Below are 19,493 nucleotides of genomic sequence, written 5' to 3'. Positions count from 1 at the left end.
TATACTGATTTTATCAAAATATCCGTCCATAAAAACGGACTTAAGCCATATTGGCTTAAGTCCATTTTACAGTATTGCATTTTTTTAGTCAAATAATTGTTTCTTTATCTTTTGAAACAAATCTACGGATGCAAATTTGATTTCATAATCGGAATTGATTCTTGATTGCGTAGATTGTTTTTGTTCTTTCGGAAAACTCTTTTCTATTTTTTCTTTTATTCTTTCAAAAAGCTCAACAGAAGCAAACCGCACTTCATATTTTGAGTTGTTTTTTAAGAAATTAAGCTCTTCTTTGGTAAATGTCTCTTCCATTTTTTCTTTTGAAGTTGCTGCCGGAACACATAACGGTGGATATAATACGCACCACCAGTTATCGCCCTTTGCTTCTCCTATAGTAACTCTTACTGCATGATATTGACCTGCAGGAAGAGTAAATGTGCTATATTCACGAGTATTGAAAAACATTTTGACTACACTTGCTTTTACATGATAAGTATAACCTTTTTCATATACCACACTTTGTGCTGTTTTTTGAATCAGCTCTAAATTTTCTTCGGCAGCTATTTTAGCATCGGATAGATTTTTCGCTTGATCAAAGAGGTTTGTATCTAATTCTAATATTTTATCTCGTACTGCAAGCTTTAGCTGTTGGTCAGCTTGAGAATTTGAGTTCGCTAAAATGTGTAAACGTAATACACTATTACGCACTGTATTACATTCTTTTGCAAAAGCACTAAACGGTGAAACCAAGATTGCTATTAAAAGTCCAATTATAATTGCTATATTGATTTTTGTTTGCTTTTTCATCATAAAAATTAGTCCTTTACTCTTTATTGTTGATAAGAGTATTGGACTAATTCCATATATTATTCAAATATTTACTAATATTTATAATTAATCGATATTTTAATCTGTTGTTTGAGGCGTGCATTGTACACCATGTGAAATCGGCTTGGTTAAATAAGCAAAAAATCGCTGGCGTTTTAATTTTCCAACACATTTATAAGCTTGGGATTCATCGGTAAAAATTCCGAATACAGCCGAACCACTACCCGTCATCATTGCGTTCATTACTCCGTATTTTTTCATAGTCTGTTTGATTTTCGTAATCTCTTTCAACTGAATTGTTTGCTCGAATACATTGCAAATTTCAGAAGAAATTTTTGCTAAATCCTTTTGCTCAATACCTTGTAACAAAGCTTGTGTATTCGGATGATGAATATCTGTTGCATTGTCATATGCAGTAAATGCAAGCTTTGTGTTAATTGATTTATATGGCTTTGCAATTACAATATAACATGAAGGCATATTATGAAGCGGAGTTATTTTCTCGCCAATTCCTTCAACAAAGCAAGTTCCGCCGACTAAGCAAAATGGAATATCTGCTCCAACTTTTTGCCCAATCGCAATCAGCTCATCCATAGACAATTTGGTTTGATAAAGCTCATTTAAGCCAACTAAAACTGCTGCTCCGTCTGCGCTGCCTCCGCCTAGACCTGCTCCTGATGGAATACGTTTATGCAGTTGAATTGACACACCTTGATACTCGATCTTGGTATGGTTATAAAAAGCAGTTGCTGCTTTATAGGCAATGTTGCGTTGATCGTTTGGAATATAAGGAATATTAGATGATAGAAAAATCCCTTTTTCCGCTGTTTCTTCTATTGTAATTGTATCACTTAAACTTACGGATTGCATTACCATTTCCATTAAATGATACCCATCTTCCCGTAAGCCCACAATATCAAGCGATAAATTTATTTTTGCAGGTGCTTGAACTTGCAATTGTTTTCCCATATGATACTCCTTAAATTCTTTTTTCTTAGTATATCAAAAATGAATGTTATTGTCTATTATATTAGACTTTTTAGTGCAAGTAAAAAATGTAAATCTATTCATTCTGTCACTCTCTTTTAATGTCTAATTTAAAAATATATAATTTGAAAATAACTGAATACCATAAAAATTAACAGCCATTTCACCGTTTGTCATAGGTCTTTTTATAGCATACACTCCTACACCCATTGAATTGTATATAGAATGTATCATAGATTTATTATGGTCGGGTGAAGCTTTCCATCCGTCAAACATTTCTTTAGCAACAGCTTTCAATTCTGTGGTTGTACTATTAAAATAATTCTGTCCTACAACGTGATTACTAAAACCTGTTAAATTTTCAGCACCGATACCGCCACCTACAAAACTGACTTCATCATAAATGGTACTCCATCTACTTCCGTTTGGTCTTGTATGACTAAAGTTTCCTTTAGTGCTACATTCATTTGCTCTAATTCTTGCACCTTTTGTCATAAGTGGATCAATAGTGTATGGTGCTAGTCCTAAAGATGAACGATAATTATTTACTAACCTTGCAATCTCATTTTCGATTACTGCAATTTGACTAGTGTTAGGAACAACTAATTGTTTAGGTGGCTCTACTGTACTGCTAGTTGGCGGTGGTGTTACCGTACTGCTTGTAGGTGGTTTAGATTTTGTTGATGTACCACCACTTGAATTAGGTTTAGAAGTAGTGCTTGGCTTTGATGTAGTGCCAGTAGATTTTGATGATGTGCTAGATGTTTCTTTATTTGCTGTGGATGAAACACTACTTGAAACATTTTCACTTGATACAACTTTACTTGAAGTAGTATTGCTTGATTTATTTTCACTTGATGTATTGCTATTAGTTTTTGTTTGTTCTTTACCACAACTCGTGAGAAGTAATGCGGTTAAAAGAAATAAACAAATAATCTTTTTCATATTCTGTCAATCCCCTATTTAAAAGTCAAATAACTTAAATCTTTTAATATCGATTACTTTAATTGGACACATTTCGTGGCAGCAAAAACATTTAATACATTCTTTATAGTTGATATTTGCTTTCCGATTAACAATTTCGATTACCTGAGCAGGGCAACTCTCTGCGCATTTTCCGCATCCAACACATTTACGTTTTTGAATAACGGGTTTTGATACCAAAAATGTCTTAGCAAAAGGAGTACAAACTTTTCTCCAAAATGGTGAAATATTATTCATAAAGTCTACACCTTTTACATTTGGCATCTTGTAATCTTCTACTGTAAAAATTTCATCACCAACTAAATCAAGCTTATTGATATTATCAACACACAATCCACGTTTTATCGCTTGATATACGGTTGGAACAGTATCCAACTCTACGTTGATGACTTTACATAAACATACATCAAGGTTATAAGGGCTTTTTGACGCTAAAATCAGACCTGTTTCTCTTGGTGTTCCGCCAGAAGGGCCATCCCCTTCCATAGAGATAATGGCATCCACAAAGGTTACATTCGGTTTTACCGTTTCACAAAGGTCGATTAACATATTAGTAAAATCATCTTTATCGGGAAAACGAAAATGAAATTCAGGTTTCATCAATCCCGGAACTGTACCAAACAAGTTTTTTACTCCACCACTCAACGTTGTCATGCAATGCGTTTTCAGCTTTGCAATGTCAATGATAAAGTCAGCATTCTGAATCGGGTTAATTAACGTAAAATTTTGCACCATAACTCCATTTTCAACCTTACATTCAAAAGAACCAAAATCATAATTTAGTTTAATATCATATTCTTGTGCTAACTTCTTCATACCCGATACTTCGTAAATTCCTGATAAAGCTTGTTTGGTATATGGTCCACCTGGGCTATCTGCCAATGTTATATCGGTAACTCCCAATTCCTTTAAGCATACAATAATTCCTGCAATTACTGCAGGATGAGTCGTTGTAATTTCTTCAGGCTTCCGCTTCATTAGAAGATTTGGCTTTAATAGCACACGCATATTCGGTTGAAGGAATTCTTTTAATTTCAGCAGCTCAAAATGACGACGTATACTTAGTGTTACTTCCTCTTGATTATATGTAAGTGTTTTAGTTATGCTAACCTTTTGCATCGCTAAGACCTCATTTCTAATTGATAATAACAGTAAATTAGGACGTAAATGATATACGTCCTAACTATATTTATGCTTTTAATTCCTCTAAAAATTCGCCAATTCGTCTTACTGCTTCATTAATATGTTTAATGGAATAAGAATAAGATACACGGACAAAACCTTCTCCGCAATCACCAAACGCAGTACCCGGTACAACTGCAACTTTTTTAGAGTATAACAGTTTCTCGCAAAACTCATCGGAAGTTAAGCCTGTGCTTTGAATAGACGGGAAGATATAAAAAGCACCTTCCGGTTCAAAGCAAGTTAGCCCTAATTTATTAAAACTATCCACGATATAACGCCTACGTCTATTATATTCTTCCACCATGTTTTGAATGTTTTCTTCACAGCTTCTTAAAGCTTCAATTGCAGCATATTGGCTTGTTGTCGGTGCACACATGATTGCAAACTGGTGAATTTTTGTCATTTGCTTGATAATTGAAGCAGGTCCACAAGCATAGCCCAACCGCCAGCCTGTCATGGAAAATGATTTGGAAAATCCATTTACCAAAATGGTACGTTCCTTCATACCATCTAATTCTGCAATCGAAACGTGTTTCCCGTTATAGGTTAACTCAGAGTAAATTTCATCGGATAAAATCATAATATTTGTATTACGCAAAACGGCTGCGATTTCTTCTAAATGTTCCCTACGCATAATAGCACCCGTTGGATTGTTAGGAAAAGGAAGAATCAAAAGCTTTGTTTTATCTGTAATTTTCTCTTTCAGCGCTTTTGCTGTTAATCGAAACATATCTTCTGCTTTTGTTTCAATCGGCACAGCTACTCCGCCTGTTAATTCAACAATTGGAGAATAAGAAACGAAGCATGGTTCTACTACTAAAACTTCATCTCCAGGATTAACCAATGCACGAATGCAAATATCAATTGCCTCAGAACCACCAACGGTTACTGTTATTTCATTTTTAGAATTGTATTTTACATGATATTTGTTCTCTAAATAATTTGAAATTTCATCTCTTAATAATTGTAAACCTGCATTTGCAGTATATATTGTTTTTCCTTTTTCAAGCGTTTCTATCGCTTTACTCCGTATAGCCCAAGGTGTTTTAAAATCGGGCTCACCAACACCCAGCGAAATAACGTTATCCATTTCATTTGCGATATCGAAGAATTTACGGATACCTGATGGTTTTAAAGACAACGCACGCTTTGATAGTAACTCTTCATAGTTTATCACAGCGATGCGTTCCCCCTTTCATCCAAGGAGGTATTGTTAATAATAACGCCTTTCTCTTTATAACGAGATAATACAAAATGAGTAGCAGTAGAAACAACAGAATCCAATGTTGCTAGACGTTGTGATACGAATAGAGCAATATCCTTAAATGTTTTTCCTGATAGTATTAAAGCCAAGTCAAATCCACCTGACATCAAATAAAGATCTTCTACTTCAGGATATTGAGCAATTTTATCTGCAATTTCATCAAAACCGAAATCACGTTTTGGTGTTACTTTTAATTCGATTAAAGCTTCTACATGATTTTCGCTTACTTTTTCACGATCAATAATCACTTTATAGCCACGAATAATGCCTTCTTTTTCAAGCTTATCAATTTGCGCTCTTACATCATCGGCAGTTGTATTCAGCATTACCGCTATTTCTTCGTTAGAATAGCGAGCATTTTCTTCTAATAATTTTATGATTTGGTTCATAAAAAATCCTCCTTAAATTCTGTATATTGACTTAAAACAAATTAGATTCTTGTAAAAGCCACAACTTTTATTATATTTTTAACATTACCGGTTTTCTGTTTTCGTAATAAGTTACATATTGGAATCCCGCTCGTTTTGCAAGCTCATGTCCGTCTTTGATTCCTTTAAATACATCATTGGCGTTGTGTGCATCAGAGCCAATTGATAAATATACTCCGCCTAGTTGGCGATATAGCCGAATAATATCCTCACTAGGCATTGTTTTATTCATAGTTTGACGCAGCCCCGAAGTATTGATTTCTATGCCTTTGCCACGTTGAATAACCTCTTTTAGTATCTTTGTTATACTTTCTTTACACGACTCAAACGGTAAAGCAATCTCACAATCGGTTAATTTTGCTTGGTAATAATAGCGATATGGATATGTGATATGACCTAATATATCATAATCGGAATGTGCAGCCATATCGTAAAGCTCTTGATAATATCGATTTAGCATATCTATAATCGCTTCGTGTGATGCATTTTTGAAATCGTAATAATAAAAATCCTTTTCTTTATTTAAATTATGCAAAGAACCTATGACAAAATCGAGGCCTTCCAGTGACAAAAGCTGGTTGGCTCGTGCGGTATCCTGTAAGGGCTGGCCGAGCTCTATTCCTGCAATGATTTTCATGTCTGAAAATTGCGATTTTACATTGCTTATTTCGGCTAAACTATTTTGAATGCGATTACCGATATCATATTTTTCAAATACATTTACATCTGCATGATCTGTGATTGCAAAAGCAGTTAGCCCCGCACGTTTTGCAGACAAACACATATCATATACAGAACTTTCTGCATCAAAAGAATAAGATGAATGATTATGGCAATCGATAAATTTCATAACTAACTCCTTGGTATAGTAACTATTTATTATAAATTGATTTCAAATTCTATTTCATGTTTTATTGGTATTTCATAGTCGCCCAATAAAGGTATGGAAGGTTTCAATATTCTAGCATATGATACGGCATTCGGATATATCCTAACCATATCAAAGCCTCTTTTTTGATAAAATCTCATTGCATTCAAATTATCATTAGTAGTAATTAACTTAACTTTTTTACATCTTTCGTGCTTTGCTTTTTGAAGTACAGAATCAACAAGCCTCGTTCCTATTCCTTGTTTCTCTTTTAAGCTATCTAAAGACAGTATTTCGCATTCATTATCAATCCTTTGATATGTAATCAAACCGACTATTTTTTTCTCTTCATATACAACATATCCATCCAGCATGGTTAAATCGAAAATTTTGCCCCTTATAACCATCTTAGTTGAGTACCATTGCTGCTGTATCAATTCATTTACTTGCGCTCTATTGGTTTCATTCACTTCTTGCAAAAACATATTCAAACCACTTCACTTAACAAATACCTATAAAATAATTATTTTAAATTATAACATATTCATAACACAATTGCACTATTTTTACTCTATTAAATATTAAATAATTGTAATTCCTACTGCTTTCTTTCCAAAGTCTAATATGTTATACTATTAACAAATATAGAGATAGGTAAATAATTCAGAAGCAATTACCTATAATATTTTTTAAGATTGATAAACAAAATGAAACTTGGAGGTACAAAAAATGCGTGCAGTAATCACCGTTATCGGAAAGGATTCCGTTGGAATTTTAGCAAAGGTAAGCACAATTTGTGCACAACATAATGCAAATGTCATTGATGTGACTCAAACGGTTATGCAGGATTTATTTGCTATGATTATGTTAACAGATATCAGCGGGCTAAACTCTGATTTTACAAAACTTGTTGATAAAATGAATGAACTTGGAAAAACATTAGGGCTGGAAATCCATGTCATGCATGAAGATATCTTCAACTCTATGCATAACATATAAAATAATATTAGTATTTTTTACACTCTAAACTAAATATACAAAGGAACGATAATATATATGGTAAATGTAAACGATATTCTTGAAACCATTAAAATGATTCAAGAAGAAAACCTAGATATCCGTACAATTACAATGGGTATTTCCCTTTTGGATTGTATTGATAGTGACATTGATAAAGCTTGTGAAAATGTTTATAACAAGATCACCCATTGTGCAAAGGATTTAGTTAAAGTTGGCGAAGATATTGAAAAGGAATATGGTATTCCGATTATCAACAAACGTATCTCCGTTACTCCTATTGCAATTGTTTCTGCAGCTTGCAAAGGTGCTAGTCCTGTTAAATTTGCATTAACTATGGAAAAAGCAGCAATTGCTTGTGGCGTTAACCTAATTGGTGGTTATTCTGCTCTTGTTCAAAAAGGCTTTAGCGCCGGTGATTTAGAACTTATTGAATCTATTCCTGAAGCACTTTCCGTTACAAGCAGAGTTTGCTCTTCTGTAAACGTTGGTAGCACAAAAACCGGTATCAACTTAGATGCTTGCAAGATTATGGGCAAAGTTGTAAAGCAATGTGCTGAAAAAACCAAAGATCAAAACTGTTTTGGTGCTGCAAAGCTAGTTGTTTTTTGTAATGCTCCCGAAGATAATCCATTTATGGCAGGCGCATTCCATGGTGTAGGTGAACCCGATTGCATTATTAATGTAGGTGTTTCCGGCCCTGGCGTTGTAAGAGCTGCTGTTGCAAAATGTCCAGATGCCGACATTACTGAAATTGCTGATGTTATCAAGAAAATTGCATTTAAAATCACTAGAGTAGGTCAATTAGTTGGAACTGAAGCTTCTAAACGTCTTGGCGTTCCATTTGGAATCGTTGACTTATCCCTTGCTCCTACTCCTGCTGTTGGTGACTCAGTTGCTTATATCCTAGAAGAAATCGGTTTAGAGCAATGCGGTACTCATGGTACAACCGCAACACTTGCACTATTAAATGATGCAGTTAAAAAAGGTGGCGTTATGGCTTCCTCTAAAATCGGTGGTTTATCCGGCGCATTTATTCCGGTATCAGAAGATGCGGGTATGATTGAAGCGGCAAGAAGCGGCGCAATCTCTATTGAAAAATTAGAAGCAATGACTGCTGTTTGTTCAGTTGGTTTGGATATGATAGTTGTTCCTGGCGATATTACCGAAGATACAATCGCTGCTATTATTGCTGATGAAGCTGCAATCGGAATGGTCAACTTTAAAACGACCGCTGTTAGAGTTATTCCTGCAATCGGCAGTAAAATTGGCGATGAGCTTGAATTTGGCGGCCTATTCGGAAGTGGGCCTGTTATGAAAATCAACTATAAATCTCCTTCTAAGTTTATCAATCGTGGTGGTCAAATTCCAGCACCACTACAAAGCTTGAAAAACTAGATGGTATGTTTTTTAGCACAAATTGACTTAGTGAATTTTTAATGAACAGTTTTTGGCATTATGCACAAAATACTACTGTAAACAATCGTTAATTTTCCGTTAATGCTATTGCTTTTATTAAAATGGAGGAGTATATTATTAAAGTAGCATTTCGCTCTGATTTTTTTGCATAAAACGACATATTTTTTAAGAAAAAAGTCCTACAAAGATAAAACCGCCACAACTGATTTCACTTAGCTGTGACATTATTTGTGGGGGTTTTTTACGTTTTCTTAGAAAACAACAATTGCGCAATATTTCTGTATTTATGTAAATAATAAATGGGGAGGGATTAAATTGTCAAATATCATTAATCAAATTATCGAAATTGATTCTGTTGCTCAACAAAGACTAGCAGCAGCAAACGAAATCAGCCTTACAATGAAAGAGCAAATTGAAGCTAAAACGCAAGAAATCAAAATGAAAATTATGAAGAAATGCGAAGACCGTATTCAGAAAATAAATGTTGTTGAAAAACAATGCGCAGAAGAAAAAATGGCCGAAATTAAAGCTGAGAATGATAAAATTATTCAAAAGCTTGAGCAAACGTATGCAGAGTCTCATAAGCAAATCGAAAAAGATATTTTTAATAACATTATTGCTATATGAATTTCTTTTTTAAATGAAACCTTTTTGGATAGAATGGAGAACAAAATATGCTAACGTCTTTCTCAAGCAATGCAATAGCTGCAAAGGCGAGGGCAATTTACGGTAAGCGACTAACTGTCAACAATTATAATGACCTGTTAAGATTATCTACCGTTGCCGATGTGTGTGCTTATCTTAAAAATAATACAAGCTATTCAAAATATCTTAAAGGTATTGATGAATCCACAATTCACAGAGGACAACTTGAAAATCTTTTAAAGCGCTCTCGTATTGAAAAATATTTAAGCCTATGTCAATATGACTTTAGCAGCAATAATAGCTTTTATCAATTTGCTATTACTAACGCAGAAATCCACATTATTCTAAACACAATTATCCTGTTGGGATCTCATAACACAACTGAAATTATTTCTAAGATTCCATCTTATTTACAGGATTATTCATGTTTAGACTTTAAAGAAATTGCAAATGTAAAAAGCTATGATGATTTAATTAAAGTTCTTGAGCATACCCCGTATCGCAATATTTTAAAATCGTTTATGAATTCTAACGATGAAATAAACTATCGAGATTGCGAACATTCTTTAAAAACCTTTTACTATAATAACTTGATTGACACAATTGAAAAAAGTTATACAGGTAAAACAAGAGCGACTCTACTTCAAATGGTAAAAACAGAAGTCGATATAACGAATCTTGGCATTATTTATCGATTGCGGAAATATTTTAATGCCCCGCCAGAAGAGGTAAAACGCTATCTTCTTCCTTTTTACTATAAGTTAAACCCAAAAACAATTGAAGACTTATTATCAACGACTTCAAAAGAAGATTTTATTCAAAAAATGAGATTAAATGCTTACACCGTTAAAATGCAATCAGTGAATTTTAACTATATTGAGGATTATACAAAACGATTAAAAAATCTTCTAAGTCGAAAGATGATGCGCTTTTCAACACATGCCCCTATTCCTTTTTATGCACTATCGTTATTGACAGAAATTGAAGTTGATAACATCATTAAAATTATTGAGGGTATTCGTTATCAAAATGAAAGCTCTCAAATTCAAAAATTACTAATTCTAGAATAAATAAAGGTGGTGCTCCATTTTGGCTATTGAAAAAATGTCCTTAATTAACATTGTAGGCAATGTAGATGAAATGGATAAAACTCTACTAAGATGTCTTAACTGTGGATATTTTCATCCCGAAATGTCAATTCACTCTTCAGAGCCCTCGAAAGGATTAACAACCTTTGATGAGGCTAATCCATATACAGTCCCACTTAATAATCTTTCAAATTTAGCTGCTAAATTGAAAGTTCAAATTCACAAGGATGAATTTGATTTCAATCAGTTGAATTTAGAGGATATTCAAAACTTTATCAAAGAATTAAACGAATCTGTTTCTCTTCTTGATAAAAAGAAACACGAATTGAAAGAAAGTATTGCTCAGCATGAACAAGCTTTAATTCAAATTCGACACTTAGCGGGATTAAACGTAAGTTTTGACGACATTTTTAGTTGTAAATACGTTAAAGTTCGTTTTGGTAAGCTTCCATTCGATAGCTTTGAAAAATTGAATTACTATGTAAATAAAACATTCTTTTTCTTCCCTTTTGATCACGACAGTGACTATTACTGGGGCGTATATTTTGCCCCTGAAACTAAAATTGAAGTAATTGATGACATTTTCTCTTCTTTATACTTTGAACGTATGCATGTTCCAGATTATGCTCATGGTACTCCTGAACTAGCCGAGAATAACATAAACGCATTATTGGAAACAGAACATAAAGACTTAGATCAAGTCTACAAAGATCTTGAAGCTATGAGAGAAAAACATTCTGAAAGAATTAACAAAGTATTCAGTTTGTTGAAATATGCAAATGAAATTCAATTATTGAAGAAAAATGTTGCTACCATTCATGGACGATTTTACGCTATTGGTTTTATTCCGGCGTGTAAAGCAGACGATTTTACAAATTCATTAGATTGTCTTGAAACAGTTTCGTGTGTAGTACAACCACATGATGCAGACCCAACGCTTGAGCCACCGGTTAAGCTGCGAAATAATCGTTTTGCCCAACCATTTACTACGTTTGTTAATATGTACAGTCTACCATCTTATAAAGATATTGACCCGACAAACTTTTTTGCAATTTCCTATACCTTATTATTTGGTATCATGTTTGGCGATTTAGGTCAAGGACTTGTCATTGTATTATTAGGTTTATTCTTATCAAAATTTAAGAAAATGGAATTTGGTAAGATTTTAACACGAATTGGATTTTCAAGTTCGTTATTCGGCATTTTATACGGTTCCGTATTTGGATATGAAGATGTATTGGATCCGTTCTATCAAGCCGTATTCGGTTTAAAATCAAAACCTATCCATGTTTTTGATAACGATACAACAAATCTTTTACTTGGTGCTGCAATCGGTATTGGTGCATTGTTAATCTTAATCTCAATTGGAATTAACATTTACCTTGGTTTCAGAAACAAAGATTTAGGAAGAGCATTGTTCAGCCATAACGGTATTGCAGGTGCAGTCTTTTATATTTCAGTAGGTTTTGCTGCTGTTGGCGCACTATTATTGGATTTACACGTATTAAATCTTGCTTATGTTTTAGGCTTAATCGTTCTTCCTCTACTGGTCATCTTCTTTAAGGAACCATTAACGAAATTAGTTTCAGGCAACAAAGATTTTTGGCCGAAACATTTTGGCGAATACGCTATTGAAAATTTCTTTGAATTATTTGAATATGTACTTAGCTACCTTTCAAATACTATGTCATTCCTCAGAGTCGGCGGTTTTATTTTAAGCCATGCAGGTATGATGGCCGTTGTTATGTCACTTTCTGAAATGGCAGGAGGAGCTGCAAGCCCAATTGTTATGGTTATCGGTAACCTATTCGTTATGTGTCTAGAAGGCCTAATCGTTGGAATTCAGGTATTACGTCTTGAATTCTATGAGATGTTTAGCCGTCACTACGAAGGAAATGGTAAACCATTTGAGCCTGCAACAATATCTTATAAAATTGATGAATAAAAATTCGTCATTTTACGCTTAATGCAAAACACTTTAAGCATACTATAAACAACTACAAATTATTTTGGAGGATCTATTTATGTCATTACTACAACTATTATTACTTCCACTTTTAGCAATCGTTCTTATCGCTAGCCCACTAATCCCTGCATACAAAGGTGTTACATCCGGTAAAAAAGCAAAAAAATATGTTATTACTAACTTAGCTGCATTCGCAGGTGTTTGCGTATTAGCATTCATCCTTCCTGTTGGTGGTATTGTTTCCGCTGCTGAAACTGCTGCTGCTCTTCCTGGTTCTGCTGTTGGTATGGGCTTTATTGCTGCCGCTGTTGTTACAGGACTTTCTTGTGTTGGTGCCGGTATTGCCGTTGCTGCTGCTGCTCCTGCTGCTATTGGTGCTGTTAGTGAAGATCCTAAATCATTCGGTAAAGCAATGATTTTCGTTGTACTTGGTGAAGGTGTTGCTATTTACGGTCTATTAATTTCTATCTTAATTCTAAACAGATTATAATCAACCCGTAGCAAGTACTCCGGAATACGAATTCTCATTCAAAACGATATTTAATTGTTTTGAATGAGATCAGTATAAGAAAGGACGAGATTTATGAAGTTTTATGTTATTAGTGACAATATTGATACTTGTATTGGCATGCGTATGTCAGGCATTGAGGGTATCGTTGCTCATGAAGAACAAGAAGTTCAAGATGCTTTAAAAGACGCTTTTTCCAACTCAGAAATCGGTATTGTTCTTATGACAAAAAAATTAATTGATTTATGCCATGATACTGTTTTTCAATACAAATTAAATAACAAACGTCCTTTAATTGTTGAAATTCCTGACAGACATGCTACTTCTAAAATTAGCGATACAATTTCTCGCTATATTAGTGAGGCTGTCGGCATACACATTTAGGCATTTCCCTTACTAATCAAATTTCAAGTTAATGGAGGTAGCTATGGCTAACGAAGAATATAAACTAGCAAAATTTCAAGCTGCTGTTTTCGCTGAAATAGATGCAAAAGCTGCTCAATTAGAGCGCGAAGCCGAAGAGTTGAAAGAACAAGAGCTTGAAAAAACAAAAGATGAACAATTAACAAAATCATTTTATTTAATTCAACAAAAAACAGAAGAAATAAAAAAAGAATATAAACATGAAGTTGCAAAATATAGTTTAGAGCAAAAACATGCCGTTTTAATGAAACGAAATGAATTGACAAACAATATCTTTGCAAATGTAAAACAACAAATTGTTGATTATACAAACACTTCAGAGTATAAAGAGTATTTACTGTCTTCTATCTCTCATTTTGCAAAGGATGCAAGTTACGAAAACTTAGATATTATGGTAACAAGCAAAGATTTGGCTTTTGCTGATGAAATCAAAAAAGCTTTTGGAAAAGATTGCAATGTGAAAGAAAGCAAAACGATTGAACTTGGTGGGTTTATTGCTTGTAACACAGAACAAGGAATCTATTTTGATGAAACCCTTGAGCAAAAGTTAGCTGAACAAAAGAAATACTTCATTGAGCACAGTCAGCTTGACATCTAATACTAATATTGTTTAAAATCAACCAAACTATTTTTAAAAAGCTTTGATATATGTGTTTTTTAATAATTCTTAATTGATATTTGAAACGAGCATTAGTAATATCCATTAGATCGTTACAATCATAAACTATGAGGTGAAACTATTGATTAACAAAATATACTCTATAAATGGTCCAGTTGTTACTGTAAAAGACACAAAGGACTTTTCTATGCTAGAGATGGTATATGTAGGTGAAAAAAGGTTGATTGGTGAAGTAATCGGAATCAATGACGAATTCACTACCATTCAGGTATATGAGGTTACTACTGGGTTGAAACCGGAAGAACCTGTGTTCAAAACCGGTGCACCTATTTGTGCAACCTTAGGTCCTGGTATCTTATCTAACATTTTTGACGGTATCGAAAGACCACTAAAAAAAATCAGTGAGCTTTCAGGTTCTTTTATTGATAAGGGATGTAATCTTCCTTCATTGGATATTGAACGTGAATTCAACATTACTATGGTAGCTAAAGTTGGCGATTTCTTAAAAGGTGGCGATATTTACGCTACTTGTCCTGAAACTCCTGTAATTGAACATAAATGTATGTTATCTCCACTATTAAGTGGTACTGTGAGCTATGTTGCTCCAAATGGCAATTACAAAGTAAACGATGTAGTTGCAAAAATTAAAACAGAAAAATGCGAAGAAATTGAATTGACACTTTGCCAAAAATGGCCGATTCGTCAGCCACGTCCGGCAATTGAACGTAAACCAATTTCCATGCCGCTAGTAACCGGTCAACGTGTTATTGATACTCTATTCCCTATTGCCAAAGGCGGCGCTGCTGCTGTTCCTGGCGGATTTGGTACCGGTAAAACAATGACACAGCACCAAATTGCAAAATGGTGTGATGCGGATATTATCGTGTATGTTGGTTGTGGTGAGCGTGGTAACGAGATGACTCAAGTACTTGATGAATTCTCTGAACTGATCGACCCGAAAACAGGCAACAAAATGACTGACCGTACTACATTGATTGCAAATACTTCTAACATGCCGGTTGCTGCACGTGAGGCATCTATTTATACAGGTATTACTCTTGCTGAATATTATCGTGATATGGGTTACCACGTTGCTATTATGGCTGACTCAACTTCTCGTTGGGCTGAAGCACTTCGTGAAATCTCCGGACGTTTGGAAGAAATGCCTGCTGAGGAAGGGTTCCCAGCATACTTACCTTCTCGTTTGGCTCAGTTCTATGAACGTGCAGGTTATATGAACAACTTAAATGGTACACAAGGTTCTGTAACGATTATCGGAGCTGTTTCTCCTCAAGGTGCTGACTTCTCTGAGCCGGTTACGCAAAATACAAAGCGTTTCGTTCGTACATTCTGGGCATTAGATAAATCATTGGCTTATGCTCGTCACTATCCTGCAATTAACTGGACAGAGAGCTATAGCGACTATATTGATGATTTAACAAAATATTATAACCAATATGTTTCAGAAGACTTCTTAAAATGCAGACGACGTTTTGCAAACATTTTAGCAGATGAAGCATCATTAATGGAAATCGTTAAATTGATTGGTTCTGATGTTTTACCTGATGATCAAAAACTTGTTATCGAAACTGCAAAAGCAATTCGTTTAGGTTATTTACAACAAAATGCATTCCACGTTGATGATACTTATGTATCCTTGGAAAAACAATTAAAAATGATGCAAATCATTCTTTATGTAAATGATCAATGTTCAAAATATATCAAACGCAACTATGCTTTATCAGAAATGATTGACCTTGGTCTATTTGATATCCTTGCAGGTATGAAATATCAAATTCCGAATAATGACCTTAGTGCTTTTGATAGGTTGTATGCTGAAATTAACGAAAAACTTGAAGCATTCAAAAACAATAACCGCGTGGAGGAAACAAAATGAGCCTACAATTTATTGGATTAAAAGAAATCAACGGTCCATTAGTGGTGCTTGATAATGTTCCGAATGCTAGCTTTGAAGAAATGGCTGAACTTTATCTTGAAGATGGAACAAAACGACTAGGTCGTATTGTTGAAATTCAAGGTGAAAGAGTTATTATTCAAGTTTTCGAAGGCACCAATGGACTTTCCCTTACAAATACAAGAACCAGACTAACCGGTAAACCTATGGAATTAGCACTTTCAAAAGAAATGCTAGGCAGAATCTTTAATGGTGCAGGTACACCGATTGATGGTCTTGGCGAAATTTTCGCTGATAAATATGCGGATATTAACGGTCAACCTCTAAATCCCGTTGCTCGTGAATACCCAAGAAACTATATTCGTACCGGTATTTCGTCTATTGACGGTTTGACTACTCTAATCCGTGGTCAAAAGCTGCCAATCTTCTCTGGTTCCGGTATGAGCCACAATAAGCTTGCTGTTCAACTTGTTTGTCAATCTCAATTAAATGACAATAAAGATAGCGACGAGAAATTCGGTATCGTTTTCGCCGCAATGGGCGTTAACAATGACGTTGCAGATTATTTCAAACGTTCATTTGAAGAATCAGGTGTATTGGAAAACGTTGTTATGTTCTTAAACTTATCTAACGACCCAATCATTGAACGTATCCTTGCTCCTCGTTGTGCATTAACTGCTGCTGAATATCTAGCTTATGAGCATGATATGAATATCCTTGTTATAATGACAGATATGACATCTTATGCAGAAGCACTACGTGAATTCTCTTCTTCTAAAGGTGAAATTCCTGGTAGAAAAGGTTATCCTGGATACCTTTATTCTGACCTAGCATCTTTATATGAAAGAGCCGGTATTGTAAAAGGCGGTAAGGGTTCTGTTACTCAAATTCCAATTTTAACAATGCCTAATGATGATATTACCCATCCGGTTCCTGACTTAACAGGATATATTACAGAAGGTCAAATCGTTTTGGATCGTAACTTGAACCAAATTGGTATTTATCCTCCTGTTGCAATTCTTCCTTCCCTATCTCGTTTAATGAAAGATGGTATTGGTGAGGGCTATACTCGTGGCGACCATAGTGCCGTTGCAAACCAATTATTTGCGTCTTATGCTCGTGTACAAGATGCTAGAGCTTTAGCTTCCGTTATCGGTGAAGAAGAGTTATCCAAGAGCGATAAAGCTTATTTGGAGTTCGGTAAGATGTTTGAAAAGCATTTTATTTCACAAGAATTTAATGAAGCAAGAACAATTGAACAAACTCTTGAGCTTGGCTGGGATCTATTAAGTTTATTGCCGAAATCAGAATTAAGCCGCATGGATGCTAAACTGGTTGAAGCAAACTTTGATCCAAAACGTACAGAGAGATTTAAAGATTAGGCAAAAATCATCCGACATTTCGTTGGAAGGAGGGTATGAATTTGGCTAATACAATATTCCCTACCAAAGGAAATTTGATAGCAACAAAAAAATCACTTGTTCTTGCAAATTTAGGATATGATCTTTTAGACCGTAAAAGAAATATTCTAATACGTGAGATGATGATGCTTGTTGAAAAAGCTAAGTCACTTCGTGGTGAAATTGAGACTACTTATGAAAAAGCTTATGCTGCTTTACAACGTGCTAATATTACGTTAGGTTTATGTGAAGGTCTTACCAAAGACACAAGCATAGAAAATGGTGTGCATATCACATATCGTAGTGTTATGGGTGTAGATATTCCTGAAGTATCGTTGGAAACGACCATTACTACTGTTCAATACCCTTTATCTGAGTCAAACTCACAATATGATGTTGCTTATTTGAATTTTAATAAAGCAAAAGAACTTACCGTTATTTTGGCTGAAGTTGAAAATAGTGTTTATCGTCTTGCTGATGCAATTAAGAAAACACAACGTCGTGCGAATGCTTTAAAAAACGTTAATATCCCTCGTTTTGAGGCGACTGTTAAGTTTATTACAGATGCTTTAGAGGAAAAAGAACGTGAAGAGTTTACAAGACTAAAAGTAATTCGTCATACCAAAGACAAAGCTAAAAAAGCTGCTGAAAAGAAAGCGGTATAATAAAATGTCCCTCCCCAATATGGGGAGGGATTTGTTATTTGGGTAAAATTCTTTAGTCGTCTTGATATAGCAATGGGCTTTTCCTAATACCTAAGATGATATAAAAATGTAACTGTATCCGCCGACCTCGGTCGCCACTCTTCATAAAAGTATTGCTATGCAAAACTTTAGAGGAAAGCAAAAAGGCTTAAGCTGGTAGCGATAGCTGACTGATAGAATTAATCTTATCTACTACTTGTAGGGTGCGGTATCCTTGACACACCGGTGTTATTTATGCCTATCCATTCATTCACACAATTTTTATTGCTACAACAGTTATATCGTCAAAATAATTTTGTTTGCCAAGCGCGATATCTTTTGCCTTCAATATTAAATCATCTATTCCATCTTTTAGTCCTTTAGTCTGAATTGACCTAATAATATCATTTGAGGATATATAATCACTCAGCCCATCACTACATAAAACAAGAATATTGTTTGGTTTTATAGGGTACTGTTCGATTACATTGTTAGGCACAATTTGAGGGACATAGTAATCAAAACAACACTGCATCATCTCATGCATCTGGCTTATATAACCTTCATATTGTTGTTTTGTAATATATCCTGCATCAATCATCCATTCATATTGCTTTTTATTTTTAGCAACTCTATTGATTTCTACACCATTGTAATAAAATGCTGGAGAATCCCCTAAAGTTGTTATTGTTAGAATATCGTCATCCACTACAGCCAAATTCAATGTACCGAATACAAGCTTCTTAAAATATTGTGATGTTTCAATTAGGCGATTGTTAATCTTCCAGAATAATTGGTCAATATATTCTTTTGCATTTAATTTGGTTGAATCGTATTCAAAATTTTCAATAATTTCAATGCATATCTTTCCCATCAAAACTTTTCCGTCATTTCCTGCACCTGAAGCACCATCAGCTAAAAGATACACTTTGTGGTCAGATGAAATATAAAACACATCGCCATTCACATTTGAGCTACCAACACATGTATTTCCATAAAAATCGATATCCATAGTTATGCTCCATTCATTAATTTAACTTATTTGTTCATTATAACACAACTTCTACAAAATGAAAATATTGCTAAGTATAATATACATAACCTGTGAAGTGTAGCTTTCCTAATACCTAAATCTCTCTTTGAAAAAGCTGGTAGCGATAGCTGACCGATAGAATTAATCTTATCTACTTGTAGGGTGCGGCATCCTTGACGCACCGGTGTAGCATACCATTTATATTATACAACGACGGGCAACCACGCTGGCTT

At 34.5% G+C, this 19,493-nt stretch carries 20 protein-coding genes; 11 read left to right on the top strand and 9 right to left on the bottom strand.

Annotated features, from left to right (window positions below):
• Positions 1–84: 84 nt before the first annotated feature.
• The 8 genes from RBG61_RS11590 to RBG61_RS11555 form a co-directional block, all read right to left on the bottom strand.
• Positions 85–810, bottom strand: a complete 726-nt coding sequence (locus RBG61_RS11590; RefSeq protein ID WP_307943650.1) for a stage II sporulation protein R — start codon at positions 808–810, stop codon at positions 85–87.
• Between the two features lie 96 nt (positions 811–906).
• A complete protein-coding gene (ispE, locus tag RBG61_RS11585; RefSeq protein WP_307943649.1) occupies positions 907–1,797 on the bottom strand; it encodes a 4-(cytidine 5'-diphospho)-2-C-methyl-D-erythritol kinase in 891 nt (296 codons plus the stop codon).
• A 123-nt stretch (positions 1,798–1,920) separates the two neighbouring features.
• Positions 1,921–2,760 carry a CAP domain-containing protein gene (locus RBG61_RS11580; protein WP_307943647.1) on the bottom strand — a complete coding sequence of 280 codons (840 nt, stop codon included), beginning with the start codon at positions 2,758–2,760 and terminating at the stop codon, positions 1,921–1,923.
• Between the two features lie 18 nt (positions 2,761–2,778).
• Complete coding sequence (locus RBG61_RS11575) at positions 2,779–3,918, bottom strand: DUF362 domain-containing protein (protein ID WP_307943644.1); 1,140 nt, start codon at positions 3,916–3,918, stop codon at positions 2,779–2,781.
• Between the two features lie 70 nt (positions 3,919–3,988).
• Positions 3,989–5,161: an aminotransferase class I/II-fold pyridoxal phosphate-dependent enzyme gene (locus RBG61_RS11570; protein ID WP_307943642.1), complete on the bottom strand. Its 1,173-nt coding sequence runs from the start codon at positions 5,159–5,161 to the stop codon at positions 3,989–3,991.
• Positions 5,158–5,637 carry an Lrp/AsnC family transcriptional regulator gene (locus RBG61_RS11565; protein WP_307943640.1) on the bottom strand — a complete coding sequence of 160 codons (480 nt, stop codon included), beginning with the start codon at positions 5,635–5,637 and terminating at the stop codon, positions 5,158–5,160. Before RBG61_RS11565 ends, RBG61_RS11570 begins: the two co-directional genes overlap by 4 nt.
• Positions 5,638–5,707: 70 nt before the next feature.
• Complete coding sequence (locus RBG61_RS11560) at positions 5,708–6,526, bottom strand: histidinol-phosphatase HisJ family protein (RefSeq protein ID WP_307943638.1); 819 nt, start codon at positions 6,524–6,526, stop codon at positions 5,708–5,710.
• 29 nt (positions 6,527–6,555) lie between these two features.
• A complete protein-coding gene (locus tag RBG61_RS11555; RefSeq protein WP_307943636.1) occupies positions 6,556–7,029 on the bottom strand; it encodes a GNAT family N-acetyltransferase in 474 nt (157 codons plus the stop codon).
• A gap of 244 nt (positions 7,030–7,273) precedes the next feature.
• Between RBG61_RS11555 and RBG61_RS11550 the strand changes: the two genes are divergently transcribed.
• The 11 genes from RBG61_RS11550 (at position 7,274) to RBG61_RS11500 (ending at position 18,209) form a co-directional block, all read left to right on the top strand.
• A complete protein-coding gene (locus RBG61_RS11550) occupies positions 7,274–7,543 on the top strand; it encodes an ACT domain-containing protein (RefSeq protein WP_307943634.1) in 270 nt (89 codons plus the stop codon).
• 57 nt (positions 7,544–7,600) lie between these two features.
• Positions 7,601–8,959, top strand: coding sequence for a PFL family protein (locus tag RBG61_RS11545; RefSeq protein ID WP_307943632.1), 1,359 nt, complete (start codon positions 7,601–7,603; stop codon positions 8,957–8,959).
• Between the two features lie 336 nt (positions 8,960–9,295).
• The gene (locus RBG61_RS11540; protein ID WP_307943629.1) at positions 9,296–9,607 is read left to right on the top strand and encodes a hypothetical protein; all 312 of its coding nucleotides are present in this window, start codon (positions 9,296–9,298) and stop codon (positions 9,605–9,607) included.
• A gap of 47 nt (positions 9,608–9,654) precedes the next feature.
• Positions 9,655–10,695, top strand: a complete 1,041-nt coding sequence (locus RBG61_RS11535; protein ID WP_307943627.1) for a V-type ATPase subunit — start codon at positions 9,655–9,657, stop codon at positions 10,693–10,695.
• A gap of 19 nt (positions 10,696–10,714) precedes the next feature.
• Positions 10,715–12,658: a V-type ATP synthase subunit I gene (locus RBG61_RS11530; protein ID WP_307943625.1), complete on the top strand. Its 1,944-nt coding sequence runs from the start codon at positions 10,715–10,717 to the stop codon at positions 12,656–12,658.
• A gap of 79 nt (positions 12,659–12,737) precedes the next feature.
• On the top strand, positions 12,738–13,169 hold the full coding sequence (locus RBG61_RS11525) for an ATP synthase subunit C (RefSeq protein WP_307943624.1): 432 nt from the start codon (positions 12,738–12,740) through the stop codon (positions 13,167–13,169).
• A gap of 93 nt (positions 13,170–13,262) precedes the next feature.
• Positions 13,263–13,571 carry a V-type ATP synthase subunit F gene (locus tag RBG61_RS11520; RefSeq protein WP_307943622.1) on the top strand — a complete coding sequence of 103 codons (309 nt, stop codon included), beginning with the start codon at positions 13,263–13,265 and terminating at the stop codon, positions 13,569–13,571.
• A gap of 43 nt (positions 13,572–13,614) precedes the next feature.
• Positions 13,615–14,208, top strand: a complete 594-nt coding sequence (locus tag RBG61_RS11515) for a V-type ATP synthase subunit E (RefSeq protein ID WP_307943619.1) — start codon at positions 13,615–13,617, stop codon at positions 14,206–14,208.
• 145 nt (positions 14,209–14,353) lie between these two features.
• A complete protein-coding gene (locus tag RBG61_RS11510) occupies positions 14,354–16,126 on the top strand; it encodes a V-type ATP synthase subunit A (RefSeq protein WP_307947262.1) in 1,773 nt (590 codons plus the stop codon).
• On the top strand, positions 16,123–17,526 hold the full coding sequence (locus RBG61_RS11505; RefSeq protein WP_307943617.1) for a V-type ATP synthase subunit B: 1,404 nt from the start codon (positions 16,123–16,125) through the stop codon (positions 17,524–17,526). The genes RBG61_RS11510 and RBG61_RS11505 overlap by 4 nt, the downstream gene beginning before the upstream one ends.
• Before the next feature lie 41 nt (positions 17,527–17,567).
• Positions 17,568–18,209, top strand: a complete 642-nt coding sequence (locus tag RBG61_RS11500) for a V-type ATP synthase subunit D (protein WP_307943614.1) — start codon at positions 17,568–17,570, stop codon at positions 18,207–18,209.
• Between the two features lie 289 nt (positions 18,210–18,498).
• Here RBG61_RS11500 and RBG61_RS11495 read toward each other — a convergent pair whose 3' ends face one another.
• Complete coding sequence (locus RBG61_RS11495) at positions 18,499–19,239, bottom strand: PP2C family protein-serine/threonine phosphatase (protein ID WP_307943612.1); 741 nt, start codon at positions 19,237–19,239, stop codon at positions 18,499–18,501.
• Positions 19,240–19,493 lie beyond the last annotated feature (254 nt).

The sequence above is a fragment of the Paludicola sp. MB14-C6 genome (genome assembly GCF_030908625.1).
GTDB lineage: Bacteria > Bacillota > Clostridia > Oscillospirales > Ruminococcaceae > Paludihabitans.
This window is presented reverse-complemented; position numbering and strand designations above follow the sequence as displayed.

What these genes read in the sequence shown, in the direction of transcription:
- RBG61_RS11590 (WP_307943650.1), bottom strand. Translation starts at nt 810, where the DNA reads ATGATGAAAAAGCAAACAAAAATCAATATAGCAATTATAATTGGACTT.
- ispE (WP_307943649.1), bottom strand. Translation starts at nt 1,797, where the DNA reads ATGGGAAAACAATTGCAAGTTCAAGCACCTGCAAAAATAAATTTATCG.
- RBG61_RS11580 (WP_307943647.1), bottom strand. Translation starts at nt 2,760, where the DNA reads ATGAAAAAGATTATTTGTTTATTTCTTTTAACCGCATTACTTCTCACG.
- RBG61_RS11575 (WP_307943644.1), bottom strand. Translation starts at nt 3,918, where the DNA reads ATGCAAAAGGTTAGCATAACTAAAACACTTACATATAATCAAGAGGAA.
- RBG61_RS11565 (WP_307943640.1), bottom strand. Translation starts at nt 5,637, where the DNA reads ATGAACCAAATCATAAAATTATTAGAAGAAAATGCTCGCTATTCTAAC.
- RBG61_RS11560 (WP_307943638.1), bottom strand. Translation starts at nt 6,526, where the DNA reads ATGAAATTTATCGATTGCCATAATCATTCATCTTATTCTTTTGATGCA.
- RBG61_RS11555 (WP_307943636.1), bottom strand. Translation starts at nt 7,029, where the DNA reads ATGTTTTTGCAAGAAGTGAATGAAACCAATAGAGCGCAAGTAAATGAA.
- RBG61_RS11550 (WP_307943634.1), top strand. Translation starts at nt 7,274, where the DNA reads ATGCGTGCAGTAATCACCGTTATCGGAAAGGATTCCGTTGGAATTTTA.
- RBG61_RS11545 (WP_307943632.1), top strand. Translation starts at nt 7,601, where the DNA reads ATGGTAAATGTAAACGATATTCTTGAAACCATTAAAATGATTCAAGAA.
- RBG61_RS11535 (WP_307943627.1), top strand. Translation starts at nt 9,655, where the DNA reads ATGCTAACGTCTTTCTCAAGCAATGCAATAGCTGCAAAGGCGAGGGCA.
- RBG61_RS11525 (WP_307943624.1), top strand. Translation starts at nt 12,738, where the DNA reads ATGTCATTACTACAACTATTATTACTTCCACTTTTAGCAATCGTTCTT.
- RBG61_RS11520 (WP_307943622.1), top strand. Translation starts at nt 13,263, where the DNA reads ATGAAGTTTTATGTTATTAGTGACAATATTGATACTTGTATTGGCATG.
- RBG61_RS11515 (WP_307943619.1), top strand. Translation starts at nt 13,615, where the DNA reads ATGGCTAACGAAGAATATAAACTAGCAAAATTTCAAGCTGCTGTTTTC.
- RBG61_RS11505 (WP_307943617.1), top strand. Translation starts at nt 16,123, where the DNA reads ATGAGCCTACAATTTATTGGATTAAAAGAAATCAACGGTCCATTAGTG.
- RBG61_RS11495 (WP_307943612.1), bottom strand. Translation starts at nt 19,239, where the DNA reads ATGGATATCGATTTTTATGGAAATACATGTGTTGGTAGCTCAAATGTG.